This window comes from Methanoculleus sp. UBA430, assembly GCF_002506585.1.
Lineage (GTDB): Archaea > Halobacteriota > Methanomicrobia > Methanomicrobiales > Methanoculleaceae > Methanoculleus.
On record NZ_DAXW01000016.1, the window covers coordinates 142,311 to 158,947 of the forward strand.

The window sequence follows — 16,637 nt, forward strand, 5'->3', positions numbered from 1 at the left end:
TACCGGGAAGAGCGGTGGGGGGAGTCAACGGCCGCCGCAAACCCTCTGACGTCCTCCGGCACGCTTAGTGGACAATCGGCGACGCTGTCTCGTCGAAGGGATTGCTCCGCATCTCGAGCGAGAAGAGGTAGGGGTAGTTCTTCTGGAGATACTCCATGTAGGCGAGCCACTCCCTGATGAGCAGGCCGTATACCCGTTCGACGTCCCTGGCAAGGTGCCGTAGATCGCTCTCCGGGAGCCCGGCAAAATCTCCCCGGCGTTCGAGTTCCTCGGTCAGGTGGAAGACCGCTCTAAGGAGGTTGGTGAACGATTCGTGCTCCATGAGGACGGGGTTCTCGAGCAGCCGCAGGAGGAAGTCCCGCCGCCCTTTGAGGTACCGGCAGAGCTCCTCGAGGTCTGCGGTATCGGGAGCGACGGTGCAGCAGTGGCCCCGGAGACTGTCCTGCACCGCGGAGAACTTCTCCGGCGTCCAGGCCTCCGTCACGACGAGTTCCTGCCGGAGCCGGGGCAGGTCCGGGTCGCGGTCCGATATGAAGGTGAGCAGCCAGGTGCCGGCCTCCGAGAAGAAGGTGCCGATGACCATATTCAGTTTCTCAAGCCTCTCGCGCTTCGCCCGGATGCTCAGAAGCTGGTTTAAGATGAGGGTTACCAGGAGGACGTTGATCGGCAGAAAGCCGAGCGCGTTGAAGATATAGTTGTAGGTATTCTCCGGATCGCCGAGAATGAGATACTTGACGGTGTAGATGGCCACCGATGAGGCCACCAGGATTATCCCGAGCCGCACTTCCCAGGACCGGAGATTGAGAGGCATACGTTTAAGGATGGTACGTCCGGCGGGGAAAATAAAGGTTGGGCCCCGACGCCCTTCAGACACGGAGACGTGACGATGCCGGGACGTTGATGGGCGAAGCGACCGGCTGCCGCCGTGCGATCTCCGTCTCGACCCAGGCGGCGAGTTCGAGCAGTCCTGCCTCGAGCGGGACCTGTGGGGTATAGCCGAGGACTTCCCAGGCGCGACTGATATCCGCGATGCAGTGGCGGATATCGCCAACGCGGCCGGTCTCCGTTACCTCGGGCGCAAGGTGCTGCCGCCGGGTTATCGTCGCAAGGAGGGTGGCGGCGGTCCGGAACGTGTAGGGGCGGCCGCTCCCGATGTTGAACGTTCCCCCGGCAGCACCGGGCGACTCCAGGGCCAGGCGGAAAGCGCGCGCCACGTCGTAGACACTCACGAAGTCGCGCTGCTGGTAGCCGTCCTCGAAGAGGCGCACCGGGAGGTCCTGGAGCAGGCGAGACGCGTACTCGGTCAGCATGCCGGAGTATGGGTTGGCATACCTCTGGTGCGGGCCGTAGACATTGAAGAGCCGGAGGATCGTCGTCGGGATGCCGTATGCCTCCCCGATCATCCTGCACATCTCCTCCTGGTCGTACTTGGAGATGGCATAGACCGAGAGCGGCGAAACCTCCTTCGTCTCGGGTGTCGGGAGGGGGTAGATCACCTCCCCGTCGGGGCTCCGGGGCTCCCAGTCACCCCGTACCGCCTGGTGGAGGGAGCGCCGGATCTTCGGGTAGGTGGTGCCGTTGTACGAGCAGTATAAGCCTTCGCCGTAGACGGCGGAGCTTGAGGCGACGACGAGCCGCTCGATCGGGTGGTCCAGCAGGGCCTCAAGGAGGACGGCGGTCCCGGTGGTGTTGACGCTCATATACTTCTCGATCCGGTACATGCTCGGCCGCTCCCCGACGACTGCTGCGAGGTGGATGACGGCATCGACGCCATCGAGAGTTTCCTGGACGCTGTGCGGGTCCCGGATATCACCTACAAAGACCTCCGCACGCCGGTCGAGATGGCCGGGCCGGTGCCGTTCCGGACCATGGACCTGTGGTGACAGGTTATCGAGGATGCGGACGTGATAGCCATGCTGCAGCAGTTCCGTAGCGAGATGCGACCCGATGAATCCTGCCCCCCCGGTGATGAGGAGGGTCGGACTGGTATCCGTATGCATGATGTATCAGGCACACTTGATGGCAGTCTTCGCATTAAATATTATCGCGAATGATGGATAAAAAATAAAATGAGAGATTCCGGATTTTTCCCGCCCTGCGGCCTGCTCCACGGGTCTCATCACGTGCGGCTGTGAGAGGTGGTGGGGCAGGCTCCTCCCCACCCACATTCTTTTCGCGTTCAGGAGTCGAGGATCGACTCGGCAGCGTCGCGGTAGGCCCGCATGACGTACGGGATGCCGGAGATCGCCTCTGCCTCTTCGGTCAGCGCCATCAGGTCGTTCCGGGCGACCGTCTTGAGGCTGAAGTTCCGGGTCCCGGCCATGATCTGCTGGAGCCCGGTCCTGAACTTCTGGGCGTAGGTGTAGATTCCGACTGCTCCGAGCGGGATCTCATCGATACGACCGGGATATCTCTCCTTGAGCTGCTCGTAGCAGACGAAGATCTCTTCTCTGGTGCGGCCGTACTTCGAGACGGTCTTCGGGAGTTCGCCGGCTGCAAGCCACTTCTCGATGTTCTTTCCGACCATGCCGGGGATCATGAGGGCACGGCCCATGCAGACCGCCCTGACGTAAGGGCTGCCCATAGCGAGCCCTTTGAAGACGTTGGCCTCGTCGGCAAACCCTCCGGCGATGGCGAGGTCCGGGACGCGGATGCCCCGTGCCTTCAGCCGCTCGGCGAACTGGTAGGCGAGGGACTCGATGTAGAAGGTCGGGATGCCCCACTCGTTCATCATCGGCCAGGGGCTCATCCCCGTGCCGCCGGGTGCGCCGTCGATGGTGAGGAGGTCGATCTTCGCCTCGGCTCCGTAACGGAGCGCCATCGCGAGTTCGACGGCCGAGTAGGCGCCGGTCTTGAGGGTGATGCGCTTGAATCCGATGTCGTGGAGCCGGTCGACTTCCTCGAGGAACCCTTCCCGGCTGACGAAACCGAGGCGGGAGTGCCGCTCGAACTCCTTCAACGCGCCGTCCTTGAAGGATGCCTGGACCTCGGCGGCCCGGGGGTTCGGGTGGACGATGTAGCCGCGATCGTTGAGCTGGTTCGCCCGCTCGATGCTGCCGACCTTGATCTCGCCGCCGATGCACTTTGCACCCTGCCCCCATTTCAACTCGATCGTCTCGAGGTTGTGCTTTGCGGAGACATACTCCGCGGTTCCAAGCCGCGTGTCCTCCACATTCAGCTGCACCAGGAGTTCGCCGTACCGGTCCTTGAAGTTCCGGTAGGTCTCGATCCGGCGGTCCATCTCGGGCGACTTGCTGACCTTGCCGTTGTGGTCGAGGACCAGTCCGGGGTCGACCCCGCAGACGTTCTCCCCGCAGACGAGCGTGATGCCTGCAATAGCAGCCCCGATGGCGAAGTGCTCCCAGTTCTCACGGGCAATCTCGGTCGAACCGAGCGCTCCGGTGAAGATGGGGACCCGCATCGGGACCTTGTTCTTCCATCCGTACTCGGTCGTGGTATCGACGGCCGAGAACAGAGCGGTGTCGGGGTTGGCCTCGACACCTTCCGGCATCCCCTTTGCGCCCCTCGCGTAGCCCTGGATGTTCAGGTGCGAGTAGTCGACCGGGTAGTTCTTGTCCGCACCGGCGGTGATCTCACCGAACGGCCCCGGGTAGAGGACCTCTCTGCCACGGAAGGAGGAGAGCCAGATCTCGCAGGCCCCCTTGCACCCGTCTACACACCGGGTGCAGATGCCTGACATGGGCGCGACATCACGGGAACGGTTGGTCGTTCCTGTCGCTTCGTTAGCGTTCGGTCTTCGTAGGTTCATCGCTTGCCCTCTATTTTGTGGATAGAAGTTTCCTTCCTATGCATATAAATATTTCTCACGACCTCCCATCCAACCCTGATCGGCAGGGACCGCCCCCGGACCAGAGCAGCAACAAGAAGAGCCCGGGGAAGTCCCTGCAGACGGGCTACCCGGCAGCAACCCCGGGTATTTGATACCAGCGTATCCCGGATGTACCATGAAGATGACGAAAAGGTGAAATACCTTGATATCCATGAATGGATTATGAACTTCAGGTTGCTATCTGCTCTGATTGTGCTTCTGCTCGCAGTTTCACTCTGCGCCGGATGCACTGGCTCCGGCGAACCCGCCGGGCCGTCTACGACCCAGACCCCGACGGTCACGGCAACACCTGCGCCCACGACCTCGGGCTCGCTGACGCCCGGCCCGACACAGACGGTGCCTCCGGGAAAAGAGGTTGAGTTCGAGCTTACGGGTGGCTTCCCCTCAAGGGTTACGAACGATCTCTATATCAAGTTCATCGGCGGCAAAGGGTGGGACTACGTAAAATCCATTGACATACACGTGACCAAGTCGAACGGGGAGGTCATCACCGAGGCGATGGAGCCGACTCCCAACAAAGAACTTATTATTCACAATGCAAAAGGGGATAACCGCGTCGCGATAACTGTTTCTCTCATCACAGGAGGCACCTACACAGTTATAGACGAGATTGTAGAGGTTCCATAACCCTTCACGATCTCCTTTTTTACGTGGCCGGACTGCAACACGACCATCCGGGCAATCCCCTCGTTTTCCTCATCGCCCCTCCACATTCCACCGTATGAGCAGGCCGTCGTCGATCTGAACGGCCTCGATGATGCGTAACCGTGTAAAATCCGCCTCCCGGAGAAACCCGGTGCCGTCCGCCGGCGTGGGGGCGTCCTTCCCGCCGATGACGATGTTGCCGACGAACGTCTGGAGTTCGTCGACGAGCCCTCGCTCAAAGAGCGCCCAGATCAGGGTCCCGCCTCCCTCGACCATCAGACGCCGGACACCCTGCCGGTGGAGTTCCTCGAGAAGGGCCACAAGATCGACGGTCTCGTCGCCGGCGATGACGACGGCGGCGCGTTCCCGGAGGGCTTCCACCTTTTCGCGGGGTGCCCTCGCTGAGACGGCGACAATACGGTTTCCGGTCCCTTTGTGAAGGATGTCTGCAGTGAGGGGGATCTCTCCGGAACTATCCACCACGACCCGGATGGGATGCTCGTCGTTCCCGGCCGCTCTCCGCTCTGCACGGAGGTCCGGGGACTTGACGGTGAGTGAGGGATTATCGGCGAGCACGGTGCCGATGCCGACCATAATGGCATCGCTCTCTGCCTTGATCCGGTCGACCCGTGAGAAATCTTCAACTCCGGAGATCCTCACCTGCCGCCGCTCTCGTGTTGAGATCTTCCCGTCGGCGCTCATGGCGACGTTGACGAAGACAAACGGGCGCATATTCTAGGGTTACACGACGACCCTCATATATGCTCTCCTCCCGGACTGTATGTGAGGCCATGGCGCCTGCACTCCTCCTCTTCGGGAACCGGGGAAATGTTCGGCACCTATCCCCATAAAACCAAAGAACAATCCTTCTTTTCTGGAAAAATTGTATTCATTATTGGGATATTTCGAATGACATATATACATTCTCCTGGATATTCTCCGTATTCAGTATGTCCTGGAATTGGTACCCATTGAGCCGTTTTCAAAAAGACCTGTTTACCGGGACGGATATTGTCAGAATGATCGTGGTGGTGTCATTCTCGGCGATATCGTTTATGCTGACGGCTGTTGCACCGGATTACAACGCTTTCCTCATCTATCCCCTGATCTACTGTATCTCCATACTCCTTGTTGCTCTCTGGTTCCCGGAAAAAGGGATCTGGGTGACCGGAACCCTGGTTGCCGGATTCGTGCTTATCCAGGTGTACCTATCAGTCCTTGGGGTTACCATAGACCTTGTGATGACCGGGTTGCACATGGTGATCTTCTTCTGGGTCTTCGCGGCCACGACACTCTTCGTGCGGAGCTCCCGCCTGACCGCCTCCCGGTGCAGGCAGATCCTCGGAGATACCCGCGATGCGAAGTTTCTGTGCGACCCGCAAACCCTCCGACTGCTCTGTGTCAGCGAACGGTGCGCCGATATCCTCGGTTACGCCCCGCAGGATCTCGTCGGCCTCCCGGCGGAGAAATTCTGGGCGGATGAGAGCGGCAAGGCCCGGTTTATCGAGGAGATGAAACGGGAAGGGTACATCGGGAACGCAGAGATGATCTTTCGTGCGCAGAACGGCGATGCCCGCGTGGTCCTCCTCTCCTGCCGGGCTCTGGTCCCGGAGAACCTCTTCGAGTGTACGGTTGTGGATATCGGCAGCCTCCAGAACAAGCATAACAGCCTCATCCGGTCGAACGGGCGCCTGAAAGAACTCATCCAGCAGTCAAACGACCTCTTTTTCGTGCAGGATGCTACGGGCCGCATCCTGCACTTCTCCTGGTTGCGCGCCCACGAGTACGGAATAATTTCCGATGACCTCATCGGGCGGGGAATGGATGCACTCCTGCCCGTTGACCTGGCCGCGCGGCATATGGAATGGGTTCACAAGGTGATCCGTGAGCAGAAGAACGCCCGTTACGATCTTGACCTCACGATAGCAGGTGCCCGGCACACCTTCTCCATCACACTTGCCCCGTATGCCGGGGTGGACGGCTCCCTCGTCGGCATCGTAGGGTCGGCGCGCGATACCACCGAGGTACGGCGGCAGAGGATCGCCTGCAGGCAGATGATATGCGAGATCGACCAGTGGGAGGGGCTCGTCACTACGCTCTCCCATGAACTGCGCACGCCCCTGCAGCCGCTCGTCGGTTACCTGGCGATGCTCGTCGAGAATCCCGGGCGTTATGGTCTCACGGGGGAGACGGAGAAGTTCCTTACTACCTGCCTTGCGTGCGCGAGGCAGGAACAGGCGGTGGTGGAGAGGATGGTCGAGTTGAGCCTGCTGACGATGGACCATGTCGAACTCACCATTCAGGACGTATCCCTCCGCCAGCTCATCAGCTCTGTCATCTCTGATGGCGGGTATGACCGGGATGCCGGGATCCACAACGAAATTCCGGAAACTACCCGGATCTGGGGAGATCCCGATCGGCTCTATCTTGCGGTGGAGAGCCTGGTATCAAATGCGGTTAAATATAATCAACTGCCAAAGGAAGTATGGATCCGCTATGCCGAATCAAATGAAAACCATTATATTATGGTATGCGATAATGGCATCGGTATCCCTAAGGATATTATCGACGCGATCTTTGGGCAGTTTTATATCAGGGACCCTGAAAAACCGAACCGTGACGGCGGTCGGATCGGCCTGAGGCTCTCGATTGCGAAGAAATATATCCAGTTGCATGGAGGAGAGATAACGGTGACGAGTGCGGTGGGCGAGGGGAGCACTTTCACGATCAGATTGCCAAAGGAGGCCTGAATTTGGGAACGAAGATTATGGTCGTCGACGATGACCTGCCGACGCTGGAAGTAATGGAACTGCTGCTCAGGAAGATCAACCGCGAACCTCTTCTGGTCCACAACGGGTGGGACGCCCTGCGGATGCTCAAGAAAGAGAAACCTGCGCTCATCATCCTCGACGTGATGATGTCTCCCATTGACGGATGGCAGTTCCTGGAGGAGTTGAAGCGGAACGACGAACTCAAAGATATCCCGGTCCTGCTCTTTACCGCAAAACACGTCTGGCCCGAGGAGTATTCGCGATATGCGGATGATATCGTCGGCGTCCTGGAGAAACCTATCTCGCTCGCCGAGCTGAAGGCGGCACTGGAGAAGGCTGTTCCCCATGATGCCTCTTCTCACACGGATGACGACACTCACTACACCCCACAGATCCGAAGCGGATAACCTCTTCTACGTTCACACCTTCCTTTCCGGCCCCCTTCCGGGGTCTGCATGCCCCTACCGAAAGGCATTTCTTTTGCCGGAAGTGTAGTGCCGGATAGTGTTGCTCTCATGATCGTTACGGATCTTCCCGGCTGTCCCTCCCTCAAGGAATACCGACGGATCGTGGGTGAAGAACGTTTTTCGGCAATCGATGTTCTTGCCGATCGCCTTTCAGGCGTCAGGCTGCAGGAGATCAACTCGACCCGCCAGGGAGGTGGCGTCGCGGAGATCCTGATCTCGTACGTTCCTTTCCTCAACGCGCTCGGCCTTGAGGCAACCTGGAGTGTCATGGAGGCCGAACCGGCGTTCTTCGATGTCACGAAGACGCTTCACAACTTCCTCCAGGGCCGGGACGGGTTTTCACCCTCGATGGTCGAGACCTACTGGGAGGCCCAGCGGCAGAACGAAGGGCTGATCGAGGACGACTCCGATGTTGTGACCGTTCACGACCCCCAGCCCCTCGGTCTCGTCGAGTTCCTGACGGCGAGGGAGCGCGAGCAGAAGAGGCTGCTCTGGCGGTGCCACGTCCAGCTGGAGACGGTGCCCACCTCGACTGTGGGAAGCATCGGCAACATCATGCGGCGGCTGGTCGAGAAGTACCACGCAAGCATATTTTCAAGTTTCCAGTATCTTCCTCTCTGGAATGTGCCGAGTTTCATCATCCCGCCGTTCATCGATCCCTTATCCGAGAAGAATCGTGACCTTCCCCGGGCCGAGATCGACGCCACCCTTGAGAAGTACGGTATCGACCCGGCAAAGCCGATCGTCACTCAGGTCTCTCGATACGACGTCTTCAAGGACCCGGTCGGTGTCATCCAGTCATTTCGGCGGGTACGTCAGAAGACCCCCTGCCAGCTCGTCCTCGTCGGCGGGCGGGCGTGCGACGACCCGGAGTGCTACCTCGTCCTGCGCGAGGTCCGCGAGACGGCCGAGGACGATCCCGACATCCATATCCTCGACCTCCCGCCGGACAGCCACCGCGAGATCAACGCGATCCAGCGGGCGTCGGACGTGATCGTCCAGAAGTCCATAAAGGAGGGGTTCGGACTGACAGTGACCGAAGGGCTCTGGAAGGGGAAGCCCGTCATCGGCGGGAACGTCGGCGGCATACCGCTCCAGATTCGCGATGGCTGGAACGGCTACCTGGTCTCGACGGTCCAGGAGACCGCCGACCGTGTCCTCCACCTCCTCCGGAACCCGGAGTTGGCCGAGGAGATGGGAGCGCGAGGGAGGGAGTTCGTGCGGGAGTATTACCTCCTTCCCCGGGGCGTCCAGGACCACCTTGCCGTCGTCGACCAGATGGTCAACGGGAGGATTACCGCCCGGGACAGCGTCATCTGCTACCACCCGCAGGTGGTGACGACCCGGATGTCCACGTGCCCCGCGCGGTAACGATTCGCTCCTTCGCTGCCCGCGTCAAGGTCACCGGATGGGGATCTCCTTTCCCCCGGGTCCGGAGCCGGTCCTCATCTTCTTCAGGCGCACCTCGAGGACGCCGTTCTTTAACCGGGTCCCGGCTCCCTCACCCGTTACGCTCGCCGGCAGGCGTATCAACCGGCTCAGGATGCCGTTCCCGCGCTCGTGGATGGAGTAGCCTCGCCCCTCTTCGACCGGTCCGGCACGCCTCGCCGTTACCCGCAGGGTCTGCGGGTTGAGCAGGTTGATCCTGATCGCGTCCTCCTCCGCGCCGGGCAGTTCCGCAACAACGATCACCTCATCGTCGTGGTCGAGGATATCGACCCGGAAGTCCGTGGAGAAACTGAGGGAGTCGCGGCTTCCGCTGTCCTGGGCGGTCCTCCCGCCCCTGCCTTCCCGATTCTCCGCCGTCTCATCGATCCCCCGCCGCCCGGTGCCGAAACGCTCGTCTTCACTTCCTGTCAATGCTTCTCTCCTCCTGCAGTCTGGTAGCCACCGGATGGCAACCGGCCATCCGGCGTCCCCTCTTGAACCAATATACTTAACGTTTCGTATCCTGGAGACGGGCGCACCCCTGGTCGGTTTGTCCTGCCGGTGCTGTCGGGTTGTCGGAAGAAGGTGTTTCTTGCGCTCCCCTCTTCCCGGGCGTCAGGTTTTTATGATGTGACCGGTATGGTGGGAGACCCCCGGAGTTCCGGGGTGCGGGACGACGGGGTAACTCAATCACCTGCACCGCCGTACCGGCGGAGATTCCAGTGCCGACGAACCGGCGAGGATTGTGGAGGAGAAAGGAATGACTCAGTTTAAACCCTTTGATATGGAAGGCATGCCGATCGAGGAGCAGCCCATGAACTGGAAGGACATGATCAAGGCCCCGTATGACAAGAAGACGGTCGACGCCTACACCCGGACCCGGATCATCCTCATGAACGGTATCGAGAACAACGCTGTCCTGATGTCGCACGCGATCGAGCGGATGCACCCCGATCCCGAGGTGAAGAAGTCGATGGCCCTGATGCGGCGGATCGACTCCCAGCAGCAAGAGACAATCAACTGGCTCAATCCGGCGGACCAGTCGATCATCGAGACCACCCTCGGTTACGAGCAGGTGGCGGTCGACCTCACCGCGAACCTGGCGCAGAACGAGCCGGACCCCTACGTGAAGCAGACGCTTGACTTTGCCCTGCTCGAGGACTTCGACCACCTCTACCGCTACAGCTGCCTCTACGACTACATCGAGGGCGGCGACCCGGAGGCGATCGTCCAGGGCAAGACCGAGGTCAAGCCGGGCCGGCCGACGAGCATCGAGCACCGCCACCCCTTTGACTCGATGCGCAAACACTACGACAAGGATACGGCCGATATCAAGACGAAGATGAACTACATCACGATCACCGCGGGGGAGCAGCAGACGATGCTTTACTACCGGGCGCACGGGTTCATGTACCCCGACGAGATTGCACGGCAGCTGTATGCGGAGATCGCGGAGATCGAGGAGCAGCACGTGACCCAGTATGGGCTGCTCGGCGACCCGAACGAGACGATGCTTGAGAAGATGGCGATGATGGAACTCAACGAGGCCTATCTCTACTACTCCTTTGTACAGCAAGAGAGCGATCCGAGGATCAGGGGGATCTGGGAGAATTTCATGAAGATGGAGATCACGCACTTCAACGAGTGTGCACGGCTCATGAAGCAGTACGAAGGGCGGGATATCCGGGATCTCGTGAAGGCCGACGTCATCGGGCCCCTGGTTGTCTTCGAGCAGAACAAGGACTACGTCAACAGCGTCATCGACAACCAGCTCGACCTTGCGCCGAACAACATGGAGTTCATGCGGATGCGCGACCTCCCGGACAACTGGGCAAGTTTCGGCTACCAGCGCGTCATGAACGCAAAGGGTGTTCCGAGCGAGGAAGTCGTCGGGAAAGCCGGCCCGAGCCTTGTAGAGCGCGACCAGGCGGAGAATATCCGGAGGGTCAAGCAGGAGATGGCCCGCCGGGTCGAGAAGGGGATGGCAGCGGTGCCGGCCCGGTAAGTACTCCTTTTTTTACGACGGACAGGGCCCTGCGGCTGGTCACGAGTTAAACTCTCGCAGCCTTTGCACAAGAACCACCTGACCCTCTTGCATCTTCGCACGGGATCAGGGTTGCCGGGGGGTGTGCCCGGACGCGGCGTGCTCCCGGGGTTCGTCGCCCTCAGATTTTCTGAGCGTGAACCGGAACGCCGCGCCCTCATCCGACCGGCCAGTCACGCGGTCCTCGACCCGGATTCTGCCGCCGTAACGGTTGAGCAGCATCCGGCAGATCGAGAGGCCGAGGCCATGTCCGCTCGCGCCGGCCTTTCTCTGCTCGAACCGGGTAAAGATCCTCTCCTTTGCGTTGTCGGGGACACCAGGGCCGGTATCGGCGACGGTGACCTGGACCATCCCTTCCTCGTCGGCATCCTCGACGGTTACGGCAACCTCGACGTTCGGCCCGCCGTGCTTCGCGGCGTTTCCGATAAGATTCGTGAAGACCTCGGGCAGGAGGTCGTCGGCGAGGACCGTCACGTTCGTCCCCTCGTAGGTGATGCGGGTGTCCGGGTAATGGGTGATCTCCGCCCGGACCACCTCATCAAGGTCGACCGGGATAAGCCTGACCCGGCTTTCGCGGATCTTCCGGATGGTCCCGACGTTGGCGGTGATCTCCATGCTCTTCTTGATGCCGGCACGGAGTTTCTGCAGGTATCTTCGCTCCTCCCCGCCGAGCATATCCATGAGCAGGTCGGCGTAGATGTTCGCGACGTTGTCGACATTCCGGATGTCGTGGGTGAGGATGTCCAGGTAGAGGTTCGCCTCCCGGTTCGCTGCCTCGAGCCTCTGATAGAGTATCCCCCGCAGGGCCCCGGCCCCGACCTCCCTGCCGACCGCCACGAGGATCTGGCGAGTCGCGGTCGGGATCTCCGGACCGGTGGTGCTCCCGAGCATGAGCGCCCCGACGACGGAGGACTCGGCAACGAGCGGGATGCAGGCGAGGGAGGCGACCTCGAAGTCCGCGAGCACGTCCCGCTCCCGGCTGCCGGCACTTTCCGTCCCCTCGACGAACCATGGCTGGCCGGCGACGAAGACCCGGTTGTAGGGCCATTGGCGGGCGTTGAGTGTCCGGTTCTGCATCAGGGCGAACTCGGAGACCTTTCGATGGCACCGGAGGACCGCCTGGATCCTTTCTTTTCCCTCCAGCATGTAGATCATACCGATATCGAAACCAAGATTATCAAGGACCGCATCAAGTGCGTTGTCGAGCAGTTCGCCCAGGGTGAACGAGGACGCCGACGCCGTGATGACTGCGTTCAGGACGGCAAGCCTCCTATTCCGGATACGGACCTCCTCCTCGGCCCGCATCCGCTCCGTGACGTCGGCGAGCGAGAAGACCAGCCCCAGAACGCTTCCCTCCGCATCCTTCACCGGCACGAGGCTCCAGTCCCAATAGGTCTTCCCGCGTTCGGGCTGCGTCTCGTAGGTGAACGGTTTTGCAAATACCCTGAACGCCTCTCCGGTATCCCGCACCCGCTCGAAGATCGCCTGGTTCTCCGGGTTCGGGAAGAGGTCGAAGTGCCGTTTCCCGAGGAGGTCCTCTTCCGTGTATCCGGACCCCTCCGCGTAGGCCGTGTTCACCCGGACGAACCGGAACTCCGCGTCAAGGTAGGCAAGGTGGACGTCGGTGTACTCCATGACCGTTCGGAGGAGGTCGCGCTCTTCGGCGAGATCGACGGCGAGCGATTGGTTCTCGGCGAGCAGCCACTCCCGCTCTGCATCCACCCGCTTCCTCCGGGTGATGTCCCGTGCGAGCCACCGGACCTCCGCAAGGCTCCCCCGGTCGTCACGGACGGCCGTGACCGAGAGGGAGACGGGGATGGGCTCCCCGGCCGCGGGCTGCACCCATACCTCGATCCCTCGCAGGGGCTCGAAAGGACCGCTCTTGAGGCGCGTGAGGAGGTCCCGGAACGTCTCCCTGCACTCCGGGATGATGCAGGCCAGGCTGGATGTCCCGATCAGGTTCTCCCTCTCGCTGCCGAGGAGGAGGGCTCCTGCCCGGTTCACGTCGAGGATCGCGCCTCGCGGGTCGCAGACGAAGTAGCCGTCGGGAGCGAGGTCGAAGAGGTCCCGGTAGCGGCTGTGCTCCTGCGCGATCTGCCGGTACTTCTCCTCGCTCTCCTTCCTCGCGGTGATATCGCTGACGAGAAGGAGCATCGTGCCATCGTCCTGGACCCGGATCGAGCACGCCACCCAGCGGTCGGGAGCGATCCGGAATTCCAGTCTGGAGAGCACTGTCCCTGCCCGGAGCGCCGCGAGCAGCCGCCCTGCTGCTTCCGCGTCAGCGATGAGCGGTATGATGTGGGTGCGCACGAGCGCCATCCCGTTCGCCCCGGAGAGGTCCCGGCCGTCCGGCAGCGACAGGAGGCGACGAAAGGCCCGGTTGACTCGCACGACCCTTCTCTCGGAATCAAGCAGGAGCAGGCCGTCCTCGAGTTCGTCGAGGGAAAGGTCCGGAGCGGATTGGGTCGAAGGTGTCGTTGCGTGCATGGTACGGTCTCCCGGGTATTCTGACTATGTTCGGAAGAGAAGTTTCTGATATGAGTTCTGATAAAAGTTGGGAGAATAAGTTCCAGCGTGCCCGATTCTGTCTGATGCAATCTTCATCTGCATTCCTACCTGACGGCTGCATAAAGACTTTGCCTTCTGGTGCTGCCCGGTAGCGGCGATGCGGGCGCTCAACATTCCAAGAGAGCGTTTCTTGCCTCGCGGGCAAAAGCCAGGGTTCTTTCGGGGTTGCGGATCCCGTCTTTCCTGACGCCCGTATGCACATCGACTCCATATGGACGGACTTTCCGTATCGCCTCTGCGACATTCTCCGGCGTAAGCCCTCCTGCAAGTATGACGGGAATTGCCGAGTTTGCGACGATTGCCGCGCTGATATTCCAGTCGTGAGGGATCCCCGTTCCCCCGAGTTTTTCTCTGGTCCTGGTGTCGAGGAGGAGCGCATCGGCATAGGGCTCATAGCGTTTTCCCATCTCGATAGCCGACTCGTCCATCACGTGAACGGCTTTCACGATCTTTAGGTACGGGAGAGCATCGCGGATGACGTCGATCTCGGATGGTTCGACGATATTCTGGATCTGCAATGTCGTGCAGTGCGAACTGTTCACCAGCTCGATGAGGTCTTCTGTCTCCTGCAGGTGGGTGACTGCGACCGGTTCGATGAACGGCGGGAGATGGCGTACCATCTTCGCGGCTTCTGCCGGAGTTACGAAATCGCTGCTTTGATGCGTCACGCCCATGATGAAACCCACAGCATCGCAGCCTGCATCGATTGCGGACTGCATATCCAAAAGACTGGTCGTTCCACAGAATTTAACCCGCATCGGATCCTCTCTGTCGTTATGGCAGATAGGGTATTTGCAGATATCAAAGGCCGCGACGACAGATCCGTGGCGGCGATCGGCGTTATGTAAAGGAAGATATCAGGAAAGTTGCCTGGGATGCCCCCGCCCGGATTTGAACCGGGGACAACCAGATCTTCAGTCTGGCGCTCTCCCAGTCTGAGCTACAGGGGCTCCTGCCTTACAGTGTTGTAAGTTGTCCCTAATAAATCCTGTGCCTCTGGATGCGCCACCTCCCCTGCGCCGGGCGGCGGGACGGCACGGGGCTCAAGACCGCCTGTTTATCACGTCGTACACCGATATATGAACAATGGACCGGAGCGATAAAAAGCCGGATGCCCGGGGCGCAAATCTTATGCAGGCACTCTCCGGGCGGACGGTGACCGTCGTGCATCTCACCCACAACGACCTCGACGCCGTCGGGAGCGACGCCATTCACCGGAGGAAGTACGGAGAGGTCTTCACCGTCTGGTCTCCGGTCGGCAGGTTCCTCTCACTCCTCGACGCCGTGGCCGGCTCGCCCGGACGGGGCGACCTCCTCAGCATATCGGATATCGGCTACCAGCAGGGCGTGGAGCAGCGGCTCGCCAAAGCGCGGTCGAACGGGTGGCGGATCGAGTGGCGGGACCACCACCGCTGGAAGGATGAGGAGATCCGTGCCGTCGAGAAGAAGACGAACTTTCTCCATGTCGATGTCGGCACCTGCGCGACCGGGATCGTCGCACGCGACCTTGCCGCAGGCGATCCGGTGGCGGAGGAGATCGCGCGGGTCGTCTGCGACTACGACCTCTGGAAACACCAGGATCCCCGGTCGAAGGTCCTCGGTCAGGTGGTGATGCAGAAGGGCTTCCGGGAGTACGTCCGGGACAACCTCGTCGGGGGCACGATCCTTGATCCGAAGATCGAGAGCGAGTACGAACGGATCGTCCGCGAGATGGAGCGCGACATTAAAAAGAGCCTCCGGCACACCACTATCATCGAGAACGGCCGGTACCGGACAGCCTTCGCCCCCCTCTATGGCTACCCGAGCGAGACCGCCCACGCCATCCGCGACGAACTCAAAACCGATATCGAGGTGGTCGTCTCCGCAAACGGCCGGTTCTCGATCCGCTCCGTCCCCCCGGTCAGCCACCTCATCGCCCGGGAGTTCTCCGGCGGCGGCCACCCCCACGCGGCCGGGGGCACGTTTCAATTCAGTTTCTTTGATCGCCTCCTCTTCTGGCTTGTCAAGCGGAACCGGCATTACCGCAGCCTCGCAGAGACAGCGGAGTCTATCGAGGGATGAACGCCCGGTCGACGAGGCTCTTCCAGTACTCCGTGCAGCCGTCCTCGCAGTAGCCGCCGACAACGAGCATATCCGGGTCGGCGAACGCGGCGGCGACCGCAAGGTCTTCCTTCTTCGGGTCGAGCAGGATGAGTCTCCTGACCCGGAACCGCTCCATCAGGTCCTCTGCCCGGGAGAGGTCCTCTGCCGGGAGGATGAGGTCGCCCTGGTACTCGAGCAGCAGTTCCAGATCGAACTCTCCCGGGCTCCGGGGGAAGAAGAGAACCTTCCGGCCGGCAAGTACCTCGAGTTCGATCGGGTCTGCCCGATCCGCGACCAGAACGTGCCCCTTCACACCGAGATCGCGCATCTCCCGTGCGAGCCGGGCATACGCGGTCGCGATCGTCTCGGAGAACTCCTCCTCGTCTTCTATGTAGCCGTCCCGAAATCCGAGCATGTGGGGAGCCGGGAGGGAGAACCAGACATCTTTGCGCCTTGCCCGGACGGAGCGTGCATCTGCGGCCACGGCAGACGGGTCGATCCCCGGCTCGTTGACGAGCATCCCGTCCTCCATACCGAGGAAGGCTCCCCGCCACCGCTCGCCGTAGAAGAGACCTCCGGTGGCCGGCACTGCCACGCCTTCCTGCGTCGCGAGCGACTGCTCGAGCCGGTAGGTGGTGAGGTCCGCTTCCTCCCCCCGCTTCCCTTTCAGCCACTCCGCGATCTCCTGAATCGTGGGCGTCCCGACTTCAGAGCCGAAGGACCGAACCGGTATTGAAATCAGTCGTGCCATACGCTGGTATCTTTATTAGCATCGTGACCAG

At 61.0% G+C, this 16,637-nt stretch carries 14 protein-coding genes and 1 tRNA gene; 6 read left to right on the forward strand and 9 right to left on the reverse strand.

Annotated elements, in window-relative coordinates; all coding sequences use genetic code 11:
- Positions 1-64: 64 nt before the first annotated feature.
- From BRA49_RS12460 to BRA49_RS12470, 3 genes are all read right to left on the reverse strand, one after another.
- Complete coding sequence (locus BRA49_RS12460) at positions 65-811, reverse strand: hypothetical protein (protein ID WP_292386438.1); 747 nt, start codon at positions 809-811, stop codon at positions 65-67.
- Positions 812-866: 55 nt separating this feature from the next.
- Positions 867-2,000: an NAD-dependent epimerase/dehydratase family protein gene (locus BRA49_RS12465; protein ID WP_292386440.1), complete on the reverse strand. Its 1,134-nt coding sequence runs from the start codon at positions 1,998-2,000 to the stop codon at positions 867-869.
- 179 nt (positions 2,001-2,179) lie between these two features.
- Positions 2,180-3,769, reverse strand: a complete 1,590-nt coding sequence (locus tag BRA49_RS12470; RefSeq protein WP_292386442.1) for an FMN-binding glutamate synthase family protein — start codon at positions 3,767-3,769, stop codon at positions 2,180-2,182.
- 213 nt (positions 3,770-3,982) lie between these two features.
- Between BRA49_RS12470 and BRA49_RS12475 the strand changes: the two genes are divergently transcribed.
- Complete coding sequence (locus BRA49_RS12475; RefSeq protein ID WP_292386444.1) at positions 3,983-4,477, forward strand: hypothetical protein; 495 nt, start codon at positions 3,983-3,985, stop codon at positions 4,475-4,477.
- A 69-nt stretch (positions 4,478-4,546) separates the two neighbouring features.
- On the opposite strand, the gene BRA49_RS12480 is transcribed toward BRA49_RS12475, so the two are convergent.
- Positions 4,547-5,227 (reverse strand): 2,5-diamino-6-(ribosylamino)-4(3H)-pyrimidinone 5'-phosphate reductase, encoded by a 681-nt coding sequence (locus BRA49_RS12480; protein ID WP_292386446.1) that lies wholly within the window; start codon positions 5,225-5,227, stop codon positions 4,547-4,549.
- Between the two features lie 287 nt (positions 5,228-5,514).
- Between BRA49_RS12480 and BRA49_RS12485 the strand changes: the two genes are divergently transcribed.
- The 3 genes from BRA49_RS12485 (at position 5,515) to BRA49_RS12495 (ending at position 9,104) form a co-directional block, all read left to right on the forward strand.
- Positions 5,515-7,245, forward strand: a complete 1,731-nt coding sequence (locus tag BRA49_RS12485; protein ID WP_292386448.1) for a PAS domain-containing sensor histidine kinase — start codon at positions 5,515-5,517, stop codon at positions 7,243-7,245.
- A gap of 2 nt (positions 7,246-7,247) precedes the next feature.
- On the forward strand, positions 7,248-7,673 hold the full coding sequence (locus BRA49_RS12490) for a response regulator (RefSeq protein ID WP_292386449.1): 426 nt from the start codon (positions 7,248-7,250) through the stop codon (positions 7,671-7,673).
- 108 nt (positions 7,674-7,781) lie between these two features.
- Positions 7,782-9,104, forward strand: coding sequence for a glycosyltransferase (locus tag BRA49_RS12495; protein ID WP_292386450.1), 1,323 nt, complete (start codon positions 7,782-7,784; stop codon positions 9,102-9,104).
- Positions 9,105-9,134: 30 nt separating this feature from the next.
- Here the strand turns inward: BRA49_RS12495 and BRA49_RS12500 are convergent, their stop codons facing one another.
- Positions 9,135-9,593 (reverse strand): Hsp20/alpha crystallin family protein, encoded by a 459-nt coding sequence (locus BRA49_RS12500; protein WP_292386451.1) that lies wholly within the window; start codon positions 9,591-9,593, stop codon positions 9,135-9,137.
- Between the two features lie 328 nt (positions 9,594-9,921).
- Between BRA49_RS12500 and BRA49_RS12505 the strand changes: the two genes are divergently transcribed.
- On the forward strand, positions 9,922-11,166 hold the full coding sequence (locus BRA49_RS12505) for a ferritin-like domain-containing protein (RefSeq protein WP_292386453.1): 1,245 nt from the start codon (positions 9,922-9,924) through the stop codon (positions 11,164-11,166).
- Positions 11,167-11,271: 105 nt separating this feature from the next.
- On the opposite strand, the gene BRA49_RS12510 is transcribed toward BRA49_RS12505, so the two are convergent.
- The 3 genes from BRA49_RS12510 to BRA49_RS12520 form a co-directional block, all read right to left on the reverse strand.
- Positions 11,272-13,692 (reverse strand): PAS domain S-box protein, encoded by a 2,421-nt coding sequence (locus BRA49_RS12510; protein WP_292386454.1) that lies wholly within the window; start codon positions 13,690-13,692, stop codon positions 11,272-11,274.
- A gap of 188 nt (positions 13,693-13,880) precedes the next feature.
- Entirely contained in the window at positions 13,881-14,531 is a 651-nt protein-coding gene (locus tag BRA49_RS12515; protein WP_292386455.1) for a phosphoribosylanthranilate isomerase, read from the reverse strand.
- A gap of 118 nt (positions 14,532-14,649) precedes the next feature.
- Positions 14,650-14,723, reverse strand: a tRNA-Phe gene (locus BRA49_RS12520).
- 136 nt (positions 14,724-14,859) lie between these two features.
- Between BRA49_RS12520 and BRA49_RS12525 the strand changes: the two genes are divergently transcribed.
- Entirely contained in the window at positions 14,860-15,834 is a 975-nt protein-coding gene (locus BRA49_RS12525) for a DHH family phosphoesterase (RefSeq protein WP_292386456.1), read from the forward strand.
- On the opposite strand, the gene BRA49_RS12530 is transcribed toward BRA49_RS12525, so the two are convergent.
- On the reverse strand, positions 15,821-16,606 hold the full coding sequence (locus tag BRA49_RS12530; RefSeq protein WP_292386457.1) for a hypothetical protein: 786 nt from the start codon (positions 16,604-16,606) through the stop codon (positions 15,821-15,823). The genes BRA49_RS12525 and BRA49_RS12530 overlap by 14 nt on opposite strands.
- Positions 16,607-16,637 lie beyond the last annotated feature (31 nt).

Excerpts from the sequence above, each read along its gene's own strand:
- BRA49_RS12460 (WP_292386438.1), bottom strand. The coding sequence starts at position 811 with ATGCCTCTCAATCTCCGGTCCTGGGAAGTGCGGCTCGGGATAATCCTG.
- BRA49_RS12510 (WP_292386454.1), bottom strand. The coding sequence starts at position 13,692 with ATGCACGCAACGACACCTTCGACCCAATCCGCTCCGGACCTTTCCCTC.
- BRA49_RS12485 (WP_292386448.1), top strand. The coding sequence starts at position 5,515 with ATGATCGTGGTGGTGTCATTCTCGGCGATATCGTTTATGCTGACGGCT.
- BRA49_RS12525 (WP_292386456.1), top strand. The coding sequence starts at position 14,860 with ATGGACCGGAGCGATAAAAAGCCGGATGCCCGGGGCGCAAATCTTATG.
- BRA49_RS12530 (WP_292386457.1), bottom strand. The coding sequence starts at position 16,606 with ATGGCACGACTGATTTCAATACCGGTTCGGTCCTTCGGCTCTGAAGTC.
- BRA49_RS12465 (WP_292386440.1), bottom strand. The coding sequence starts at position 2,000 with ATGCATACGGATACCAGTCCGACCCTCCTCATCACCGGGGGGGCAGGA.
- BRA49_RS12505 (WP_292386453.1), top strand. The coding sequence starts at position 9,922 with ATGACTCAGTTTAAACCCTTTGATATGGAAGGCATGCCGATCGAGGAG.
- BRA49_RS12515 (WP_292386455.1), bottom strand. The coding sequence starts at position 14,531 with ATGCGGGTTAAATTCTGTGGAACGACCAGTCTTTTGGATATGCAGTCC.
- BRA49_RS12480 (WP_292386446.1), bottom strand. The coding sequence starts at position 5,227 with ATGCGCCCGTTTGTCTTCGTCAACGTCGCCATGAGCGCCGACGGGAAG.
- BRA49_RS12470 (WP_292386442.1), bottom strand. The coding sequence starts at position 3,769 with ATGAACCTACGAAGACCGAACGCTAACGAAGCGACAGGAACGACCAAC.
- BRA49_RS12495 (WP_292386450.1), top strand. The coding sequence starts at position 7,782 with ATGATCGTTACGGATCTTCCCGGCTGTCCCTCCCTCAAGGAATACCGA.